The sequence below is a fragment of the Arachnia propionica genome (assembly GCF_003932785.1).
Taxonomy (GTDB): domain Bacteria; phylum Actinomycetota; class Actinomycetes; order Propionibacteriales; family Propionibacteriaceae; genus Arachnia; species Arachnia propionica_B.
Genome location: NZ_RQYT01000014.1, coordinates 42,002 through 59,252, shown reverse-complemented (window position 1 = coordinate 59,252; position 17,251 = coordinate 42,002). Strand labels below are relative to the sequence as shown.

Here is a 17,251-nt window from a genome sequence, read left to right as displayed (position 1 = left end):
AAAACGCCGACGCGGTCTTCAAGATCTCGTTGACCCGCCGCAACTCGGCATTCTCCCGCCTCAGCCGCTTGATCTCAGCAGCATCCGAGGCCACCCCTGGCTGGGTCCCGGCATCGATGTCGGCCTGCTCGACCCACCGCTGCAACGCCGCGGATGACACCCCCAACTTTGGCGCGATCTCACGCACCGCCCGATACCGGCTGACCCCTTCCTCCTGCTCGATGCGGTCGCGCACCATCCGTACCGCCCGGGCACGGAACGCTTCTGGATACTTCCTCGGCATGATCCAATCCTCTCAACAACAGATCGGAACCAAACCCAGGACGGTTCAGAAAAAACTCAGGACGCTTCACCTTGCCCACACCAACATCGACGCCCCCCGGCCGAACTCACCGCAGAAACAAAACTGCCCCGCCGTCAGGCGGGGCAGGTTCCTCATCCGATGTGGAGCTAAGGGGATTCGAACCCCTGGCCTCTTCCATGCCATGGAAGCGCGCTACCAACTGCGCCATAGCCCCGTCTTGCGACTCGATGTACAGTACTGGATCACATCGCCGGAGGCAAACCGACGTTGCTCGCGGCCGTCGGCGCGTTGTGGGTGATGACCCAGCGCCGCTGGCCCGCGATGCCGAGGGTGGAGTAGCAGACGTTGCCGGGGATGGCCAGGACGACGCTGTCGGGCAGCCCGACGATGGCCTGCACCACCGTCGAGATGAGCAGGCCGTGGCTCACGATGAGCACCTGGCCGCCCGGGTGCCGGTCCGCCGCCTCGAGGATCGCGGGCACCACCCGGTTGGTCATCTCGGCGAGAGTCTCCCCCGTCTCCGAGCGCCGGAAGTCGACGCCCCGGGTGTAGAGGTCGATGAAGTCGGGGAACTCGAGGGCGACCTCCGCCGCGGTCTTTCCCGACCACGAGCCGACGTTGATCTCCCGCAGCCTTTCATCCAGCACCGGGACGATGCCGTGCGGCGCGCAGACCCGCTCCGCCGTCACCCGGGCGCGACCGAGATCCGAGGTGTAGCAGGCGTCGAAGTGCCAGTCCCGGAAGTAGTCGGCGGCCCTGTCGGCCTGCGCGAGCCCGGTATCATCCAGCGCGATGTCCGCCTGCCCCTGGAGTCTGCCGTCGCCGTTCCATTCGGTGCGACCGTGCCGGAGCAGGACGATGCGGGTGTGGGTCACTCCTCGCCGTCCTCCGAGGCGATCTCCTGCACGTCGAGTTCAATCTGCGGGCAGTCCTTCCACAACCGCTCCAGGTTGTACAGGCTCCGCTCCTCGGTGTGCTGCACGTGCACGACGAAGTCGATGTAGTCGAGCAGCACCCAACGATTCTCCCGATCGCCCTCACGCCGCACCGGGCGCAGGTCGGCCTGCTTGATGAGCTGCTCCTCGACGGCGTCCACCACGGCCCCGACCTGGCGTTCGTTCCGGGCCGAGACGATGAGGAAGACGTCGGTGATGGCCAGCTGTTCACTCACGTCGAAGGCGACGATGTTCGTGCCGAGCTTGTCCGCCGCGGCCTCGGCGGCAATGGTGACGTGTCCGATGACGGCATCAGGAACGGTCAACGGGAACTCCTGTCTCGGGATGCGGGTACAGCCCGCGTTTGGCGATGTACTGGACGATACCGTCCGGCACCAGGTACCAGATCGGCTCGGACCGCTGCACCCGGGCACGGCAGTCCGTGGAGGAGATGGCCAACGCCGGCACCTCCAGCAGGGTCACCGCCCCCTCCGGGAGATGGGCGAGATCGTCCTCGGTCATGGGGACCCCGGGCCGGGTCACCCCGACGAAGTGTGCCAGATCGAACAGCTCATCCGCACCGTGCCAGGTGAGGATCTGCCGAACCGCGTCCGCGCCGGTGATGAAGAACAGGTCGACGTCCTCGCCCCGTTCCCGACGCAGATCCTTCAACGTGTCGACGGTGTAGGTGTTCCCCGGCCGGTCGATGTCGACGCGACTGACCGAGAACCGCGGGTTGGAGGCGGTCGCGATGACCGTCATGAGGTAGCGGTCCTCCGCCTGCGAGACCTGCCGATCCGCCTTCTGCCACGGCATGCCGGTGGGGACGAACACCACCTCGTCCAGATCGAACTTCGCCGCGACCTCACTGGCCGCCACCAGGTGGCCGTGGTGGATCGGATCGAAGGTGCCGCCCATCACCCCGAGCCGGTAGCGACGCTCTCTACCCACCCGGGCCGCCGCGAGTTCCGTCGTCGTCATCTGCGTCTCCCCCTCCCGCTGGAGACCCCGAGCCACCACCCGAAGGCGGCCAGCCCCAGCATCAGCGCCATGATGACCACGGCCAGCACCGGGGCGGCGCTGCCGATGGCGGTTTCCAGCACGTTCATGCCGAGCATGCTAGCCGGTCCCGCCCGGACCCACGTCTCAGCAGCCGCCAACCACTTCTTGGTGCCAATCCCTCACCACCATCTGCGTCACCACGTCGGAATCTGAAACGCGTCCCCCGCTCTCGGTGAGGAACAGCAGCTCCCGCTCTCCGGAACGCACGACCGCCACGTCGGCAGCACCGTCGACCAAGGTCTTCCTCTCCACCCGAAGATCGGGATGCAGCGTCCTGACCTCCCCCAAGGTCATGCCGATCCGGGCCCCGGCGTAGGTCACGACTGGGCTCTTCTCGTTGCTGTCCCATGGTTCCTTCACCCAGATCTCAAAAGCGGTGGACGCATCGGGGCGTTCCGTCTGGAAGTCAAGACGCTGGAACGAGATCCCTTTACCCTCATGGCCGGGCGCCTTCAACCATCCCGGACAGAGCTCGGACTCAGGAACCAGTTTTCCCTGCGGGATGAGGTCCTTGTCGCCGATCTTCCACGGCCCCAGACCGTCGAAGGACAACACCAGGGCATCCGACGGCGCGCACCGGCACAGGACGATGGAGCGGATGACGTCGCCGGTGGTGAACACCCGCCAGTACAACCCGACCTGGTTGGCCGGGTACACGTGGATCCGGTACTCCCCCTCGGTGAGCACGGCGATGGCCTGGCCGAGATGCTCCTCGACCTGACTGATCTGCTGCCCGTCCTGGAGCCCGTCGATGGTCGGGGTACCGCTGTCCTCCACCGTCCCGATGCCCACCAGGACGCCGTCCTTGAAGAACCAGTCGCAGTTCAGGAACACCACGACGGTGACCGTCTCACCGTTGATCTGCCGTGTGGTCCCGGTCTCCAGAGCCGGGAAGCCCAACACCTCGGCCTGGATCTCGGCATGGGTGGCGCCCATGACGAGGCCGTCCACCCCCGACGGGGACAGCGTGAACCTCGCCGCGCCCTCATCCAACGCCGCGATGGCTCGCGTGGCGAGCTGCTTCCCGGTGTCCGCCGTCGTGTAGTACCCGTCCGTCACATCCGCGACGCATCTCACATCGTCCTGGTCGGTGCGCAGGCTGACCACGGAGATCGTCAGCTCCGGGTTCTGCTCCTTCAGCTCCTTGGCCACATCGCAGGGCGGCACCTCCGCGCAGGTGTTCCTGCCGTCGGAGACCAGCAGCACCCGACCCGGCCTCCCGCCCAACTGGGCGGCCGCCTCCTTCAGCGCCGGACCGATCGGGGTCCACCCGCCCGCGACGACCCCGTCCACCTTCGCCTGCAACGCCGTCCGGTCGAGCGGAGCCATCGGCGAGAGCACCTCCACGTCGGCGCAGCCCTGCTCCGCGGTGACGTCCTCCCCGTGCATCGTGGTGCCGTACCCGACGAAGGCCGTCGGGGTCCCCTCCGGAAGCGCGGCGAGGACACCCGTCACCGCCTGCTGGGCCGCCACGATCCGGGTCACCCCGGCACCGGCGTCATCGTGCTTCATCGACCCCGAGGCATCCAGGACCACCACCAGCGGCAGGACTGTCCGGTCCTGGAAGGTCAGGGTCGACGACGGCTCGGGTTCCGTGGCCAGGGAGGACGCTGTCACCGACGGTGTCGAGCCGCCCTCGCTCACCTGTGGCGACTGTGTTCCAGCCGAGCACCCCATGAGCACCACCGCCAGAACGGCGCCCAGTCCAGCACGTATCCTCATCGTCGCCCTCCTCAGGGGGTGACCCCATGCCGTCACCCCTACCAGCGACAAGGTAGCGTCACACCACCGCGCTGGGAAAGGTCACGGCCGAATCTGCCCATCGCCTTGCACGATGTACTTCGACGACGTGAGTTCCTGCAGCCCCATGGGGCCCCGAGCATGCAGTTTCTGCGTGGAGATGCCGATCTCCGCCCCGAAACCGAACTGCCCCCCGTCGACGAACCGGCTGGAGGCGTTCACCAGCACGGCAGCGGCGTCCACCTCGGCGACGAAGCGGTCCGCGCTCGCCCTCGACTCGGTCACGATGGTCTCCGAATGTCCCGTGGTGTGACGGCGGATGTGGTCGATGGCCTCGTCCAGATCCGCGACGATCGCCACCGCGAGGTCGAGGGACAGGTACTCGGCGTCGAACTCGTCCTCCCCGGCCGGCACGACCGTGGACGAGAACTGCTGCACCTCCGGGGTGCCGTGGAGGGTCACCCCGGCCGCGGTCAGGGCGTCGATGGCCTTCGGCAGGAACTCAGCAGCTGAGTCCCGGTGTACCAGCAGCGTCTCGACGGCGTTGCACACACTGGGGCGCTGCGCCTTCGCGTTGACCAGGATGGCGAGCGCCTTGTCGTGGTCGGCACTCGCGTCGACGAACAGGTGGCAGTTGCCGGTCCCCGTCTCGATGACCGGGACCTTCGCCTCCTCCACCACCGCATTGATGAGCCCGGCACCGCCTCGCGGGATGAGCACGTCGACGAGTCCGCGCGCCGCCATGAGCTCCGCCGTCACCTCGCGCCCGCCCTCGACCAGGGCCAGCGCGTTCGGGTCGATTCCCACCCGCTCCAGCCCGGAACGCAACGCGCGGATCGTGACCCGGTTCGACTCGATGGCGGTGCTGGATCCCCTGAGCAGGGCGGCGTTGCCCGACTTCAGGCAGAGCCCGGCCGCGTCGGCGGTGACGTTGGGACGGCTCTCGTAGATGATCCCCACCACGCCGAACGGGACCCGCACCTGCCGCACCTCGACCCCGTTGCCGAGTCGCCATCCCCGCTCCACGTCGCCGACGGGGTCGGCCAGGGCCGCGACGTCACGCAGCCCCTGCACCATCCCGGCAACGCGGTCGGCGTCGAGCCGCAACCGGTCGATCATGGCCTCCGACAGACCTGCTGCCCGAGCGGCGGCCACATCCTGCTGGTTGGCGGCCACGAGTTCCGGCTCCACGGCGGCCAGGGCATCGGCCATGGCGTGCAGGGCGCGGTCCTTGGCCTCACGGGTGAGCACGGCGAGCTGACGGCTGGCCTCGCGAGCGGCACGGGCCTGATCGTGGAACTCCATGCCGGGAGTCTAGACGGGTTCGGCCTCCGCAACGGGGCGTCCCACCCGCCACAGGTAGAGGACCAGGTTCGCCCCGGTGAGCAGGGTCATCACAGTCGACGCAGCCGTCACGGCGTACTCACCCATGAGCACCGCCCACACCAACCACAGCGCCTGGACCAGCATGTTGACCGCGAGGAACCCGCCGGAGACCCCGGAGATGTCGACGGAACGACGCAGATCGAGGAACTGGGTGACCTGCCCCACCGCCAACGGCAGCACCGCCACGAGCCCGTAGACCAGCGGACCCAGCAGCAGGTCGATCACCCCGAAGAGGAAGGCGCTCAACAGGAACGCCGGCACCAGCTTCCCCCAGATCGACTGGTTGCGGTCCCGGCAGATCATGACCACGACCGCCGTCGACGTCACCGCCAGCAGCAGGTTGGAGATGAGGAGACTGAACTGGCCGATGTGGAAGCCGTGGCAGCTCCAGGCGTAGAGGGCGGCAACGTTGAGCTGCCACATCGGCAGCGACACGCCCGCGCTGGTTCGTTCCCGCAGCAGCCGCACCAGCTGGGGCAGACCCGAGAGCATCCCCGTGCAGGCCGCGACCCAGCCCAGGACATCGAGCAACATCATGACACCATCTCGATCAACAAATCACGATGCACTGCCAGACCGCCGTCATGCACGCGTCGCCTCAGGACGTCAGCAGCGCAATCCGCCAGCCCGCGGGCCAGCAGATCACCGGACGCAGTGATGATATCGACCGGGTCCCCGGCCTCAAACTCCCCTGTCACCTCCACGACGCCTGCGGCCAGCAGCGACGCCCGCCCCAGCCCCAGGGCCCGGTGCGCGCCGTCGTCGATGCGCAGCACGCCCCGCACCTCCGCGGCGTGGGCCAACCACAGCATCCGGCGGGGTCGACGACGTCCCGTCGCCTCGAAGAAGGTGCCGGTCTCCTCCCCCCTGAGGGCGGCCTCGAGACGGTCGGCGTGGGCCAGCACGACCCCCACCCCACCGGAGGTCGCGATCCGCGCCGCCTCCACCTTGCTGCGCATGCCGCCGGTGCCGACCCTGGAGCCAATGCGTGACGTGTCCGCCCTCAGCTCAGTCACGTCCCGAACCCTGCGGATCAGTTCGGCCCCGGGCTCCTCGGGATGGGTGGTGTACAGACCCTCGACGTCGCTCAGGATGACCAGGGCATCCGCGCGGATGAGGTGCGCGGTGAGGGCGGCGAGCCTGTCGTTGTCGCCGAAGCGGATCTCGTGGGTCGCGACGGTGTCGTTCTCGTTGATGATCGGGACCACCCCGAGCCTGAGCAGTCGCGAGACGGTGTTGAGGGCGTTTCGGTAACTCCGGACGTCCTGCAGGTCGGCTGCCGTGAAGAGCACCTGGGCCACCAGCACACCGTGCCGGGCGAAGGCCTCGGCGTAGCGTTCGATGAGCAGCCCCTGCCCCACCGCGGCCGCCGCCTGCTGGGTCTCGAGGTCCCTGGGTCGCCGGTCCAGCCCGAGCGGCCCCAGCGCCGCGGCGATGGCTCCCGAGGAGACGAGCACCACCTTCCTGCCATCGGCCCGGAGCGCCGACAGGTGGGCGGCGAGGTCGGCGATGCGGTCAGGGCGCAGGTGCCCCGTCGCATCCGTCAACGACGAGGAGCCGATCTTGACGACGATGCGGTCCGCCCGGGCCACCTCATCCCTCATGGTCGCCTCGGCCCTCCTGCTCGGCGCGCCACGCGTGGTACTCGGCGTCGATCCGGCGACGACGGGTCGCGGCGGGACGCTCCGTCTCGAGCCGCTGATCCTCACCCCGTCGGGCAAGGATCTCGGCCCCCGCCTCGATCTGCGGCCGGAAGTCGAAGATGACGGCGTCCTCGCCGCCGATCGCGACGGCATCCCCCTCCTGGGCGCCGAGCCGCAGCAGCTCCTCCTCGACGCCGAGCCGGTTGAGCCGATCCGCGAGATAGCCGACGGCCTCGGCGTTGTTGAAGTCGGTCTGCCGGATCCAGCGCTCCGGCTTGGCGCCACGGACCCGCCACAGGAACCCGCCCTCGCCGTCGCCCTTCTTCGCGATGGTGAACGAATCATCGCTGGCAGCGGCACGTCCCACCGGCTTGGGCCGGAGGACGGGACGGGGTTCGTCGCTCTCCTCCTCGGCGATGAGGGCCCGCCGGGCGGTGACGATGTCGGCCATGGCGAACTTCAGCTCGTTCAGCCCCTCCCCGGTCTTCGTGGAGATCTCGAACACCCTGAGGCCACGCTCCTCCAGGTCGGGGCGGACCATCGCCGCCAGCTCCGGCGCGTCGGGCAGATCCATCTTGTTGAGGGCCACGAGTCGCACCCGATCCTCCAGCCCACCGTGCGCGGCGAGCTCTCCCTCGATCACGTCAAGGTCGCCGAGCGGTTCCCTGCCCGGCTCCCACGTGCCGAGATCGATGACGTGCACGATCGCCTGGCATCGTTCGATGTGGCGCAGGAAGTCGAACCCCAGCCCCTTGCCCTGCGAGGCCCCCTCGATGAGCCCGGGCACGTCGGCGACGGTGTAGGTCACGTCCCCCGCGACGACGACGCCGAGGTTCGGCACCAGCGTGGTGAAGGGGTAGTCGGCGATCTTCGGCCTGGCCCGGGAGATCGCGGCGATGAGCGAGGACTTCCCCGCGGAGGGGAAACCGACCAGCCCCACGTCGGCCAGGACCTTCAGCTCCATCTGGATGAGGCGGGACTCCCCCTCCTCGCCGAGCAGGGCGAAGCCGGGCGCCTTCCTCGCCGCGGAGGCGAGGGCCTCGTTGCCGAGGCCGCCCTTGCCTCCGACGGCGGCGACGAACTCGTCCCCCACCGCCACGAGGTCGGCGAGGTGTTCCCCCGTCGTCGCGTCGGAGACCACCGTCCCGGCCGGGACGGCGAGCACGACGTCCTCCCCCTTCGCGCCGTGCTGATGGTCGCCCCGCCCCGGCTGACCGTTGGTCGCCCTGCGCACGGACTGCCGGTGGTACTCGACCAGCGAGTTGAGGTTCTCGGTGACCCGGAGGATCACCGATCCCCCGTCACCCCCGTTGCCGCCGTCCGGGCCGCCCAGCGGCTTGAACTTCTCGCGGTGGACGGAGGCGCAGCCGTGGCCGCCGTTGCCCGCCTGGACCGTCAGTTTCACACGGTCGACGAAGGAAGGGATGGCCATGGGGTTCTCCTGTCAGGGGTGGATAGACGAAACGACGGGCCCAACCGTCCGGTGGGCCCGTCGCGCGTTCCTGGGGTCGAGGATCAGGCCTCGACCGGGGCAACGCTGACGACTCGACGTCCGCGCTTGACCCCGAAGGTCACGTGACCGGGGGCCAGGGCGAACAGGGTGTCGTCGCCACCGCGACCCACGTTGTCACCGGGGTGGAAGTGGGTGCCGTGCTGGCGGACGATGATCTCACCCGCACCGACGAGCTGCCCGCCGAAGCGCTTCACACCGAGACGCTGGGCGTTCGAGTCACGACCGTTGCGCGTCGAGGACGCGCCCTTCTTGTGTGCCATCTGGTGCTACCTCAGTTCTTGATTCCGGTGACCTTGACCTGGGTGTACCGCTGACGGTGTCCCTGGCGCTTCTTGTAGCCGGTCTTGTTCTTGTACTTGAGGATCCGGATCTTCGGACCCTTGGACAGACCGAGGACCTCGGCCGTCACGGACACCTTGCCGAGAGCCTTGGCGTCAGAGGTCACGGTGTCGCCATCGACCAGCAGCAGCGGCTGCAGGTTGACAGTCTCGCCGACGCCTTCAGACACCAGGTCGATGTCGAGGATGTCGCCAACAGCCACCTTGTGCTGGCGTCCGCCACTGCGCACGATCGCGTACACGCCTGACCTACCTTCTTGGTTTCTCACGTCGATCCCTGAACCTGTCAGGTCAGGGGCTGGCACCTGGCCGCGCGCACAGGCGCAGCCCAAAAGTACCGGGGAGCAACTTTACGTTGCCCATGACCGTCGGTCAAACCAACGGCGTGCGTGTCGATGCCGTCATCCCTTCTTCCTCCGACGGCCACCCGACTTGCGCTCCCCACCGTCCGCGGGGGCCTGCGAGTCGACCGGATCCTCGGACTTGAGGTAGCCGGCACCGTGGCAGTGTGTGCACTCCTCGGTGAAGGCCTCGGCCAGCCCGGTGCCGATCCGCTTGCGGGTCAGCTGGACCAGGCCCAGGCTCGTCACCTCGGCCACCTGGTGACGGGTCCGGTCACGTCCGAGGCACTCCACGAGGCGACGCAGCAGCAGTTCGCGGTTGCTCGGCAGGACCATGTCGATGAAGTCGATGACGATGATGCCGCCCAGGTCCCGCAGCCGCAGCTGCCGGACGATCTCCTCGGCCGCCTCCAGGTTGTTGCTGGTGACGGTGGCCTCGAGGTTGCCCCCCGAACCGGTGAACCGGCCCGTGTTGACGTCGATGACGGTCATCGCCTCGGTCCGGTCGATGACGAGCGAACCACCCGAGGGAAGGAACACCTTGCGTTCCAGCGCCTTCGCGATCTGCTCGTCGATACGGTGCTGGGCGAAGATGTCACGTCCGTCCTCGCCCGGCTCGAAGCGCTGCACGCGGTCGGCCAGGTGCGGGGCGACGTGGCTGACGTAGGCGGTGATCGCCTCGTGCGCGTCGTCGCCCTGGACCGTGAGCTGCCGGAAGTCCTCGGTGTAGAGGTCGCGGACGATCCGCAGGGTCAGGTCCGGTTCGGAGTACAGCGCCTCGGGGGCCTTCCCGGCCGCGACCTTCTTCTCGATGACCTCCCACTGCGCCTTGAGGCGGTTGACGTCGCGGATGAGTTCCTCCGAGGAGACGCCCTCCGCGGCGGTGCGCACGATCACGGACTCCTCGTCGGTGATGAGTTCACCGAGGATCTGCCGCAGCCTCGCCCGCTCGTTGTCGGGGAGCTTGCGGGAGATCCCGGAGAGGTGACCGCCCGGCGAGTAGACGATGTAGCGGCCGGGGAGCGAGATGTGGCCGGTGAGCCTCGCACCCTTGGCGCCGACGGGGTCCTTCGTCACCTGGACGAGGACGGTCTGGCCGGACTTGAAGACCTTCTCCACCTTGCGGTCCTCGGCGGTGACGCCGAAGGAGTCCCAGTCCACCTCGCCGGCGTAGAGCACGGCGTTGCGGCCCCGGCCGATGTCGATGAAGGCCGCCTCCATGCTGGGCAGCACGTTCTGGACCCGGCCGAGGTAGACGTTGCCGATGAGGGAGGTCGCGGAGGCGCGGTCGACGTAGTGCTCGACCAGCACACCGTCCTCCAGGACCGCCAGCTGGGTGTAATCCTCCCGCTGGCGGATCACCATCTGCCGGTCCACCGACTCCCGGCGCGCGAGGAACTCCGCCTCGCTCAGGATCGGGGCGCGACGACGACCGGCGGCACGGTTCTCCTTGCGGCGCTGGCGCTTGGCCTCCATCCGGGTGGAGCCCTCGATGCCGGTCACCTCGTCGTCGGTGCTGGTCTTGCTCTCCGAGGAGCGACGGCGGCGACGGCGACGACGACGGGTGCCGGTCTCCTCCTCCTGCTCGCCGTTCTCCTCCGGATCGGCCTCGGACTCGTCGTTCTCCTCGGTGGTGGTGTCGCCGGACTCCTCCGGTTCCTCGCCCTCCTCGGTGGCCTCGTCCTCGGCGTCACGCCCGGCACCGCGGCGGCGACGGCGGCCCCCACGGCGACGGCGACGCCTCCCGGGACGCTCCTCCTCGCCCGAGTCACCGTCCTCGGCCTCCGCGTCGTCGCTCTCCTCCGTCGGCTCGGCCTCGTCCGGGTCACGGTCGTCGGCGATCGCGTCGGCGAGCTTGGCGAGGGTCTCGGTGCGCCCCTCGGCGGTCACCGCGAACGGGTCCTGCATGGTGGGACGACGGTTCCTGGCGGCCTCCTCGGCCATCCGGAGCGCGGCCGCGATCCCGTCCTCCTCGACCTCACTCGCCTCCTCGGACCGCTCGCCCGCCTCGGCGGGTGCGGTCTGCTCGGCGGCGACCTCGTCGCTCCGGCCGCGACCGCGACCGGAACGTCGGCGGCGGCCCCGTGCGGGCTTCTCCTCCTCGGACCCGGCCTCGACCTTCACCTCGGCAACGGGTGCGGGGCTTTCCTCGACAGCGGGTTCCCCGACGGGGCGCTGCCCCTCCTTGGGGCCACCGGCCGCCCGGGTGGCGCGACGGCGACGCTGCCTGGGCGCCGGCTTCGACTGCTCCTCCTCGGCGGGGGTCGACTCGACCTCAGCGGCGGGGGCGGCGATCGTGGTCACCGGCACCTCGGCGGCGGGTGCCGCAACCTCGACCGGCGGGCCGGCTGGGCGCGAGGCGGCGCGACGACGACGCGGCTTCGCCTCGGGCGCGGGCTCGGGAGTCACCTCCTGCTCGGGGAGCTCCCGGGGCGGCTCCACAGCGGCCTCCTCGGTACCGACCGTCTCGGGTTCGGGGGCGTGCTGGGCGAGGACGAGGGTCACCGCCTCGGCGGGCACCGAGGACGAGGGGCTGCCGACCTGGTGGCCGAGCGCCGCGAGCTCGCCGATGAGTTCCTTGCTGGTGATTCCGAGGTGCTTGGCCAACTGATGGACGCGGGGGCGTTCCGGCAGGGCGGCATCGGTGTGGGTGGGTTCAGTCATCCTGACTCCTTCAGGCGCGGTGCGCCGGGATCGGGCGCAGCGAACTGCGCCACTCAAGCCTTCAGGTCAACCGGGGAGTCCCGGAGTCGCCGCGGTCGATTCATCTCGTCGCGGTTGCCAACTCCTGGGCCCCTCTCGGGAGCACCGGCGGTGCGAGACCTGCGCCTATTGTTCCACAGGTTTGTCCCGGAGCGGGTCCCCGATGCCCGTGTCGGTCAACGGACCCTGTCGCAGCCGGGTGAGCAGGGCCGGGGAATCGGGGATGGCGGGCTCGATCCTCCGCAGCACCGTCATGACGTCGTCGGGGCGCACGAGCGGGGTCAGATGACGCAGCCTCATGGTGATCCGGTACCCGTCGGCGGCCTCGATCCCCAGGACCGCCGCGCGGACGTCGAAGGTGCGTTTCCCGTTCTTGGTCATCCGCTCCACCACCTCACTGTCCGAGGCGAGCAGGGCGGCGCAGGCCCGTTCCAGCACCCCTTCGGGGCACTCGGCGAGCTGCGCCTCCCAGTCGGAGACCTGGAGGAGATCGCTCAGCGACTCCGGCAGCGCATCGGCGGACTCCAACAGGACGAAGCCCTGCGGCATGACGGCATTGAGGGCGGCCAGGATCTTCAACGGATCGCATTCCGCCGACAGCGCGAGCTCGACGTACTCCGCCTCGCTCGCCGCCGAGGTCGGCGCCGAGTTGGCATACGAGATGCGCGGGTGCGGGGAGAACCCGGAGGAATAGGCCATCGGGATCGACGCGCGGCGCAGGGCCCGTTCCAGGATGCGCCCGAAGTCACGGTGCGAGGTGAACCGCGCCGCGCCCCGTCGGGCATAGCGCAGCCGCACCCGCTGCACGGGTGGGGCCTGCTGGATCGGAGGTTGCCGCTTCGCCACGGGTCACGATCGTACGCTGCGGACGTGGACTCCTGAGCCGGGACGCGCAAGGATGAGCCCATGTCGAACTGGCTCTCCTCCCCCGATCATCTCCTCTGGCTGCGCACCCGGACCCGACAGCTCCTCGACTTCGGGCGACGGTGCCCGATCCCTGGGGAGGGCGCCGCGTGGCTGGATGCCGCAGGGGCCCCCGAGCCCGGCCGTCCGACCGCGACGTGGATCACCTGCCGCATGATCCACTGCTACGCCCTGGGGCACCTGCTGGGCATCCCCGGCTCCCGCCCCGTCGCGGAGACCGCCATGACCGGGTTGTCCGGGGCGTTGCGCGACGACGAGCACGGCGGCTGGTTCAACGACTCGTCGGCGGATCCGGAGGCCGGGAAGCAGGCCTATGCCCACGCGTTCGTGGTCCTGGCGGCCAGTTCCGCGGTGGCGGCGGGCCTCGACGGGGCCACGGAGCTGCTCGAGGAGGCCCTGACCGTCTTCGAGTCCCGGTTCCTCGACGACCACGGCCTGGTCATCGACTCCTGGGATCTCGCCTTCACCGAACCGCGGGACTATCGCGGCATCAACTCGACGATGCACAGCGTCGAGGCGCTGCTCGCCGCCGCCGACGCCACCGGCGACCCGCACTGGCTGCGTCGCGCGGCCCGCCTCGCCGCCTTCGCCGCCCACCAGGCCGCCGGGAACGGGTGGCGCATGCCCGAGCACTTCTCCTCCGCCTGGGAGTTCCTCCCCGACTACAACGAGGACCGCAAGGACGACCAGTTCCGCCCCTACGGCGCCACCGTCGGGCACGGCCTCGAATGGGCCCGGCTCCTCCTCCATGTCGAGGCGGCCCTCGATGCCGCCGGACTGACTGACGTCCCCGCACCCGCGAAGGGCTGGGCGAAGGCCGCCCGTCGCCTGTACAAGCGGGCCGTGGCCGATGGTTGGGCGCGCAACGGCCGTCCCGGATTCCTCTACACCACCGACTGGGACGGCTCCCCGGTCACGGAGGACCGCCTCCACTGGGTCACCGCCGAGGCGATCGGCGCCGCCGCGGCGCTGTGGCAGCGCACCGGAAAGCAGCGCTACCTGAGGGACTGCACCCTGTGGTGGGACTTCGCCGCCACCCATCTCATCGACGCGGAGGACGGTTCGTGGCGTCACGAGCTCGACCCCGACAACCAGCCCGGCGGGAAGGTGTGGCCCGGCAAACCCGACCTCTACCACGCCCTCCAGGCCACCTTGATCCCCCGGCTGCCCCTCACTCCCGTGATGGCCTTCGCCCTGCGCGACAACGAGGCAGCCCTTTGAGTCCCGAGGCGGCACGGCGGGTCTCCCCCACCCTGACCCTGATCGGCATCCTGCTGCTCGCCTTCAACCTACGTCCCGTCGCGGTGGCCGTGGGGCCCGCGATGGCCCAGATCCAGGCCGACCTCGGGCTCGGCCCCACCCTGGCCGGGGTCCTGACGGCCCTGCCCTCACTGTGCTTCGCGGTCATCGGCGCGGCCGCCCCGTGGTTGGCGCACCGCATCGGGGCGCACCGCGCCATCGGCGCCGCCTACGCGCTGCTCATCGGCGGCCAGCTGGGGCGCGCCTGGGTGGACGGCCCCTGGCTGTTCCTCGGCGGCTCCGTCGTCGCCCTGGCCGGGATGGCGCTGGCCAACGTGCTGTTGCCCTCGCTGGTCAGGCTGCACTTCCCGCACCGGATCGGACTGGTGACGAGCCTCTACTCGCTGTCCCTGTCGATCGGCCTCACGCTGGCCAGCGCCGCGACGGTGCCGCTCGCCGCAGCACTCGGCGGGTGGCGGGCCGCCTTCACCGCGGGAACCCTGCTCGCGGTGGCCGCCGCCGTCGTGTGGCTTCCGATGCTCCGGCTCGGCCGCCCCCACCTCCACTCCGGCCACGGCCCCGTCTCGGTGCGGATGGTCGCCCAGAGCCGGTCGGCCTGGGCAATGGCACTGTTCTTCGCACTCCAGTCCGCCGTCGCCTACACCATCTTCGGGTGGATGCCGAGCATCTACCGGGCAGCCGGGATGGGTGAGACGGAAGCGGGTTTCATGCTGGCCATCACCACCGGCGCCGGTATCATCCCCGCCTTCATCATCCCCGCCTACGTGGCACGTCGTCCGCAACCCATCGGCATGATGCTCGCCCTGTCCGCAGCGATGGCCCTGTCCTTCGTGGGCCTCCTTCTCGCTCCACTGACGGTGCCCTGGCTGTGGGCGCTGCTGGCTGCAGCGGGGCTGTCGACCTTCCCCCTCTTCTTGGCGCTGCTCGGTATGCGTGCCACGACGGCGACAGGCACTGCGGCACTGTCCGGGTTCGTGCAGAGCATCGGATACCTGCTCGCCTCCGTCGCCCCGTTCGCGTTCGGCGTCCTGCAGGAGGTGACCGGGGGCTGGACGTGGCCGCTGGTGATGCTGCTGGTGCTCACCGTGCCCATGACGATCACGGGTGTCATCACCTGCCGGGACTGGATCATCGAGGACCAGCTCGTCATGACCTCCCGAGATCCGGCCTGAGGGTGGGCAGCGGCAGCAGCGTGCCCCCCGTCGGACCGATCTGGATGTCGGTGTTCATCTGGGGGCACACCCCGCAGTCGAAGCACGGCGTCCAGCGGCAGTCCTCCACGGGCACCTCGTCGAGGGCGTCCTGCCAGTCCTCCCACAGCCAGTCACGGTCGAGCCCCGCGTCGAGGTGATCCCAGGGAAGCACCTCCTCGTAGTCACGCTCCCGCGTCGTGTACCACGCCAGATCGACGCCGAAACGAGCCAACTCCTCGTTGGCGACCCGCTCCCAGCGGTCGAAGTCGAAGTACTCGCTCCATCCGTCGAAACGACCGCCCTCACGCCAGACCCGCTCGATGACGGCGCCGACACGGCGGTCGCCACGGCTCAGCAGCCCCTCGACGACCCCGGGTTTGCCGTCGTGGTAGCGCAGCCCAATGGCCCTTCCGTAGTTCTTGTCCTGACGGATCCTGTCCCGCAGCAGTTGCAGCCGGTGGTCGATCGTCTCGTGGCTGGCCTGCGCCGCCCACTGGAACGGGGTGTGCGGCTTGGGGATGAATCCACCGATCGAGACGGTGCAGCGGATGTCCTTCGTCCCGGAGGCCTTGCGACCGGTCTCGATGACCCGTGAGGCCAGTTCGGCGATCTGGAGGACATCCTCGTCCGTCTCCGTGGGCAGTCCGCACATGAAGTACAACTTCACCTGACGCCAGCCGTTGCTGAACGCGGTGGCGACCGTGGTGATGAGGTCCTCCTCGCTCACCAGTTTGTTGATGACCTTGCGCATCCGCTCGGAGCCGCCCTCCGGGGCGAAGGTGAGCCCGGAGCGCCGTCCGTTGCGGGACAGCTCGTTGGCGAGATCGATGTTGAACGCATCGACACGGGTGCTCGGCAGGGACAACGAGACGTTGCTGCCCTCGTAGCGATCGGCCAGCTGCTTGGTCACCTCGGCGATCTCCGAGTGGTCCGCTGAGCTGAGGGACAACAGTCCGATCTCCTCCAGCCCGGTGGCCTCGAGTCCCTGCTGCACCATCGACCCGATGGTGGTGAGGCTGCGTTCCCTGACCGGTCGGGTGATCATGCCGGCCTGGCAGAACCGGCAGCCACGGGTGCAGCCGCGGAAGATCTCCACCGAGTAGCGCTCGTGCACCGTCTCCGCCACCGGCACGATCGGGCGTGCCGGGTAGGGCCATTCGTCGAGGTCCATGAGGGTGTGCTTGCGGACCTGGAACGGCACGCCCTCCCGGTTCGGGGCCACCCGCTGGATCCTGCCGTCATCGAGGTAGTCGACGTCGTAGAACGCCGGGACGTAGAAGGCCCCCGTCGAGGCGAGCCGCATGAGCAGCCCCTCCCGGCCACCGTCGCGACCCTCGGCCTTCCACTCACGGATGATCTCGCTGATGAGCAGGCTCGCCTCCTCACCGTCGCCGAGGACCGCCACGTCGATGAAGTCGGCGATCGGTTCGGGGTTGAAGGCGGCATGGCCACCCGCCAGCACGATGGGATGCTCCAGGGTGCGCTCCGCCGCCCGGACGGGGATCCCGGCGAGGTCCAGGATGCACAGCAGATTCGTGTACCCCAGTTCGGTGGAGAAGCTGAAACCGAGCACGTCGAAGGCCGCGACGGGGCGGTGGGCGTCGAGGGTGAACTGCGGCACGCCCGCCGCACGCATGGCCGCATCCATGTCGGGCCAGACGGTGTAGGTGCGTTCGGCCAGGATCCAGTCCCGCTCGTTGAGCACCTCGTAGAGGATCGCGATGCCCTGGTTCGGCTGCCCCACCTCGTAGGCGTCCGGGTAGGACAGGCACCAGCGCACGTCAACGGAGTCCCATGCCTTGCGAACGCTGTTGTGCTCCCCGCCCACGTACTGGACGGGTTTCGAGACGGTGGCCAGCAACGGCTCGAGCTTCGGGTAGAGGGACAGCTCCGGCAAGGTGTCGGTCAT

At 69.3% G+C, this 17,251-nt stretch carries 17 protein-coding genes and 1 tRNA gene; 2 read left to right on the top strand and 16 right to left on the bottom strand.

Annotated features, from left to right (window positions below):
* From EII35_RS07795 to EII35_RS07730, 15 genes are all read right to left on the bottom strand, one after another.
* Positions 1-283: transposase (locus EII35_RS07795; protein WP_148098936.1), on the bottom strand; the 283-nt coding region annotated here is incomplete at its 3' end.
* 162 nt (positions 284-445) lie between these two features.
* Positions 446-518 (bottom strand) — tRNA-Ala (locus EII35_RS07790).
* A gap of 28 nt (positions 519-546) precedes the next feature.
* Complete coding sequence (locus EII35_RS07785) at positions 547-1,179, bottom strand: histidine phosphatase family protein (RefSeq protein ID WP_125227898.1); 633 nt, start codon at positions 1,177-1,179, stop codon at positions 547-549.
* Positions 1,176-1,565: a ribosome silencing factor gene (gene rsfS, locus EII35_RS07780; protein WP_125227897.1), complete on the bottom strand. Its 390-nt coding sequence runs from the start codon at positions 1,563-1,565 to the stop codon at positions 1,176-1,178. The genes EII35_RS07785 and rsfS overlap by 4 nt, the downstream gene beginning before the upstream one ends.
* On the bottom strand, positions 1,552-2,220 hold the full coding sequence (nadD, locus tag EII35_RS07775) for a nicotinate-nucleotide adenylyltransferase (protein ID WP_125227896.1): 669 nt from the start codon (positions 2,218-2,220) through the stop codon (positions 1,552-1,554). Before nadD ends, rsfS begins: the two co-directional genes overlap by 14 nt.
* On the bottom strand, positions 2,217-2,348 hold the full coding sequence (locus EII35_RS16505) for a hypothetical protein (protein ID WP_260465061.1): 132 nt from the start codon (positions 2,346-2,348) through the stop codon (positions 2,217-2,219). The genes nadD and EII35_RS16505 overlap by 4 nt, the downstream gene beginning before the upstream one ends.
* A 37-nt stretch (positions 2,349-2,385) precedes the next feature.
* Complete coding sequence (locus EII35_RS07770; protein WP_125227895.1) at positions 2,386-4,023, bottom strand: vWA domain-containing protein; 1,638 nt, start codon at positions 4,021-4,023, stop codon at positions 2,386-2,388.
* An 81-nt stretch (positions 4,024-4,104) separates the two neighbouring features.
* Entirely contained in the window at positions 4,105-5,346 is a 1,242-nt protein-coding gene (locus EII35_RS07765; protein WP_125227894.1) for a glutamate-5-semialdehyde dehydrogenase, read from the bottom strand.
* 9 nt (positions 5,347-5,355) lie between these two features.
* Complete coding sequence (locus EII35_RS07760) at positions 5,356-5,964, bottom strand: SemiSWEET family sugar transporter (RefSeq protein WP_125227893.1); 609 nt, start codon at positions 5,962-5,964, stop codon at positions 5,356-5,358.
* Positions 5,961-7,031, bottom strand: a complete 1,071-nt coding sequence (gene proB / locus EII35_RS07755) for a glutamate 5-kinase (RefSeq protein WP_125227892.1) — start codon at positions 7,029-7,031, stop codon at positions 5,961-5,963. Before proB ends, EII35_RS07760 begins: the two co-directional genes overlap by 4 nt.
* A complete protein-coding gene (gene obgE / locus EII35_RS07750) occupies positions 7,021-8,502 on the bottom strand; it encodes a GTPase ObgE (protein WP_125227891.1) in 1,482 nt (493 codons plus the stop codon). Before obgE ends, proB begins: the two co-directional genes overlap by 11 nt.
* A gap of 83 nt (positions 8,503-8,585) precedes the next feature.
* On the bottom strand, positions 8,586-8,843 hold the full coding sequence (gene rpmA / locus EII35_RS07745) for a 50S ribosomal protein L27 (RefSeq protein ID WP_125227890.1): 258 nt from the start codon (positions 8,841-8,843) through the stop codon (positions 8,586-8,588).
* A gap of 11 nt (positions 8,844-8,854) precedes the next feature.
* Entirely contained in the window at positions 8,855-9,163 is a 309-nt protein-coding gene (gene rplU / locus EII35_RS07740; RefSeq protein ID WP_125227889.1) for a 50S ribosomal protein L21, read from the bottom strand.
* Between the two features lie 159 nt (positions 9,164-9,322).
* On the bottom strand, positions 9,323-11,926 hold the full coding sequence (locus tag EII35_RS07735) for a translation initiation factor IF-2 N-terminal domain-containing protein (protein ID WP_125227888.1): 2,604 nt from the start codon (positions 11,924-11,926) through the stop codon (positions 9,323-9,325).
* Between the two features lie 165 nt (positions 11,927-12,091).
* Complete coding sequence (locus EII35_RS07730) at positions 12,092-12,811, bottom strand: TIGR03936 family radical SAM-associated protein (protein ID WP_125227887.1); 720 nt, start codon at positions 12,809-12,811, stop codon at positions 12,092-12,094.
* A gap of 60 nt (positions 12,812-12,871) precedes the next feature.
* Between EII35_RS07730 and EII35_RS07725 the strand changes: the two genes are divergently transcribed.
* Complete coding sequence (locus EII35_RS07725; RefSeq protein WP_125227886.1) at positions 12,872-14,110, top strand: AGE family epimerase/isomerase; 1,239 nt, start codon at positions 12,872-12,874, stop codon at positions 14,108-14,110.
* Complete coding sequence (locus tag EII35_RS07720) at positions 14,107-15,321, top strand: MFS transporter (protein WP_125227885.1); 1,215 nt, start codon at positions 14,107-14,109, stop codon at positions 15,319-15,321. The genes EII35_RS07725 and EII35_RS07720 overlap by 4 nt, the downstream gene beginning before the upstream one ends.
* Here EII35_RS07720 and EII35_RS07715 read toward each other — a convergent pair.
* On the bottom strand, positions 15,296-17,251 hold the full coding sequence (locus EII35_RS07715) for a TIGR03960 family B12-binding radical SAM protein (protein WP_185744230.1): 1,956 nt from the start codon (positions 17,249-17,251) through the stop codon (positions 15,296-15,298). The genes EII35_RS07720 and EII35_RS07715 overlap by 26 nt on opposite strands.

Bases quoted from the DNA above. Each gene is read 5' to 3' on its own strand.
- EII35_RS07725 (WP_125227886.1), top strand. From the start codon at position 12,872: ATGTCGAACTGGCTCTCCTCCCCCGATCATCTCCTCTGGCTGCGCACC.
- EII35_RS07735 (WP_125227888.1), bottom strand. From the start codon at position 11,926: ATGACTGAACCCACCCACACCGATGCCGCCCTGCCGGAACGCCCCCGC.
- EII35_RS07770 (WP_125227895.1), bottom strand. From the start codon at position 4,023: ATGAGGATACGTGCTGGACTGGGCGCCGTTCTGGCGGTGGTGCTCATG.
- obgE (WP_125227891.1), bottom strand. From the start codon at position 8,502: ATGGCCATCCCTTCCTTCGTCGACCGTGTGAAACTGACGGTCCAGGCG.
- EII35_RS16505 (WP_260465061.1), bottom strand. From the start codon at position 2,348: ATGAACGTGCTGGAAACCGCCATCGGCAGCGCCGCCCCGGTGCTGGCC.
- EII35_RS07760 (WP_125227893.1), bottom strand. From the start codon at position 5,964: ATGATGTTGCTCGATGTCCTGGGCTGGGTCGCGGCCTGCACGGGGATG.
- nadD (WP_125227896.1), bottom strand. From the start codon at position 2,220: ATGACGACGACGGAACTCGCGGCGGCCCGGGTGGGTAGAGAGCGTCGC.
- EII35_RS07765 (WP_125227894.1), bottom strand. From the start codon at position 5,346: ATGGAGTTCCACGATCAGGCCCGTGCCGCTCGCGAGGCCAGCCGTCAG.
- rpmA (WP_125227890.1), bottom strand. From the start codon at position 8,843: ATGGCACACAAGAAGGGCGCGTCCTCGACGCGCAACGGTCGTGACTCG.
- EII35_RS07715 (WP_185744230.1), bottom strand. From the start codon at position 17,251: ATGACCGACACCTTGCCGGAGCTGTCCCTCTACCCGAAGCTCGAGCCG.
- proB (WP_125227892.1), bottom strand. From the start codon at position 7,031: ATGAGGGATGAGGTGGCCCGGGCGGACCGCATCGTCGTCAAGATCGGC.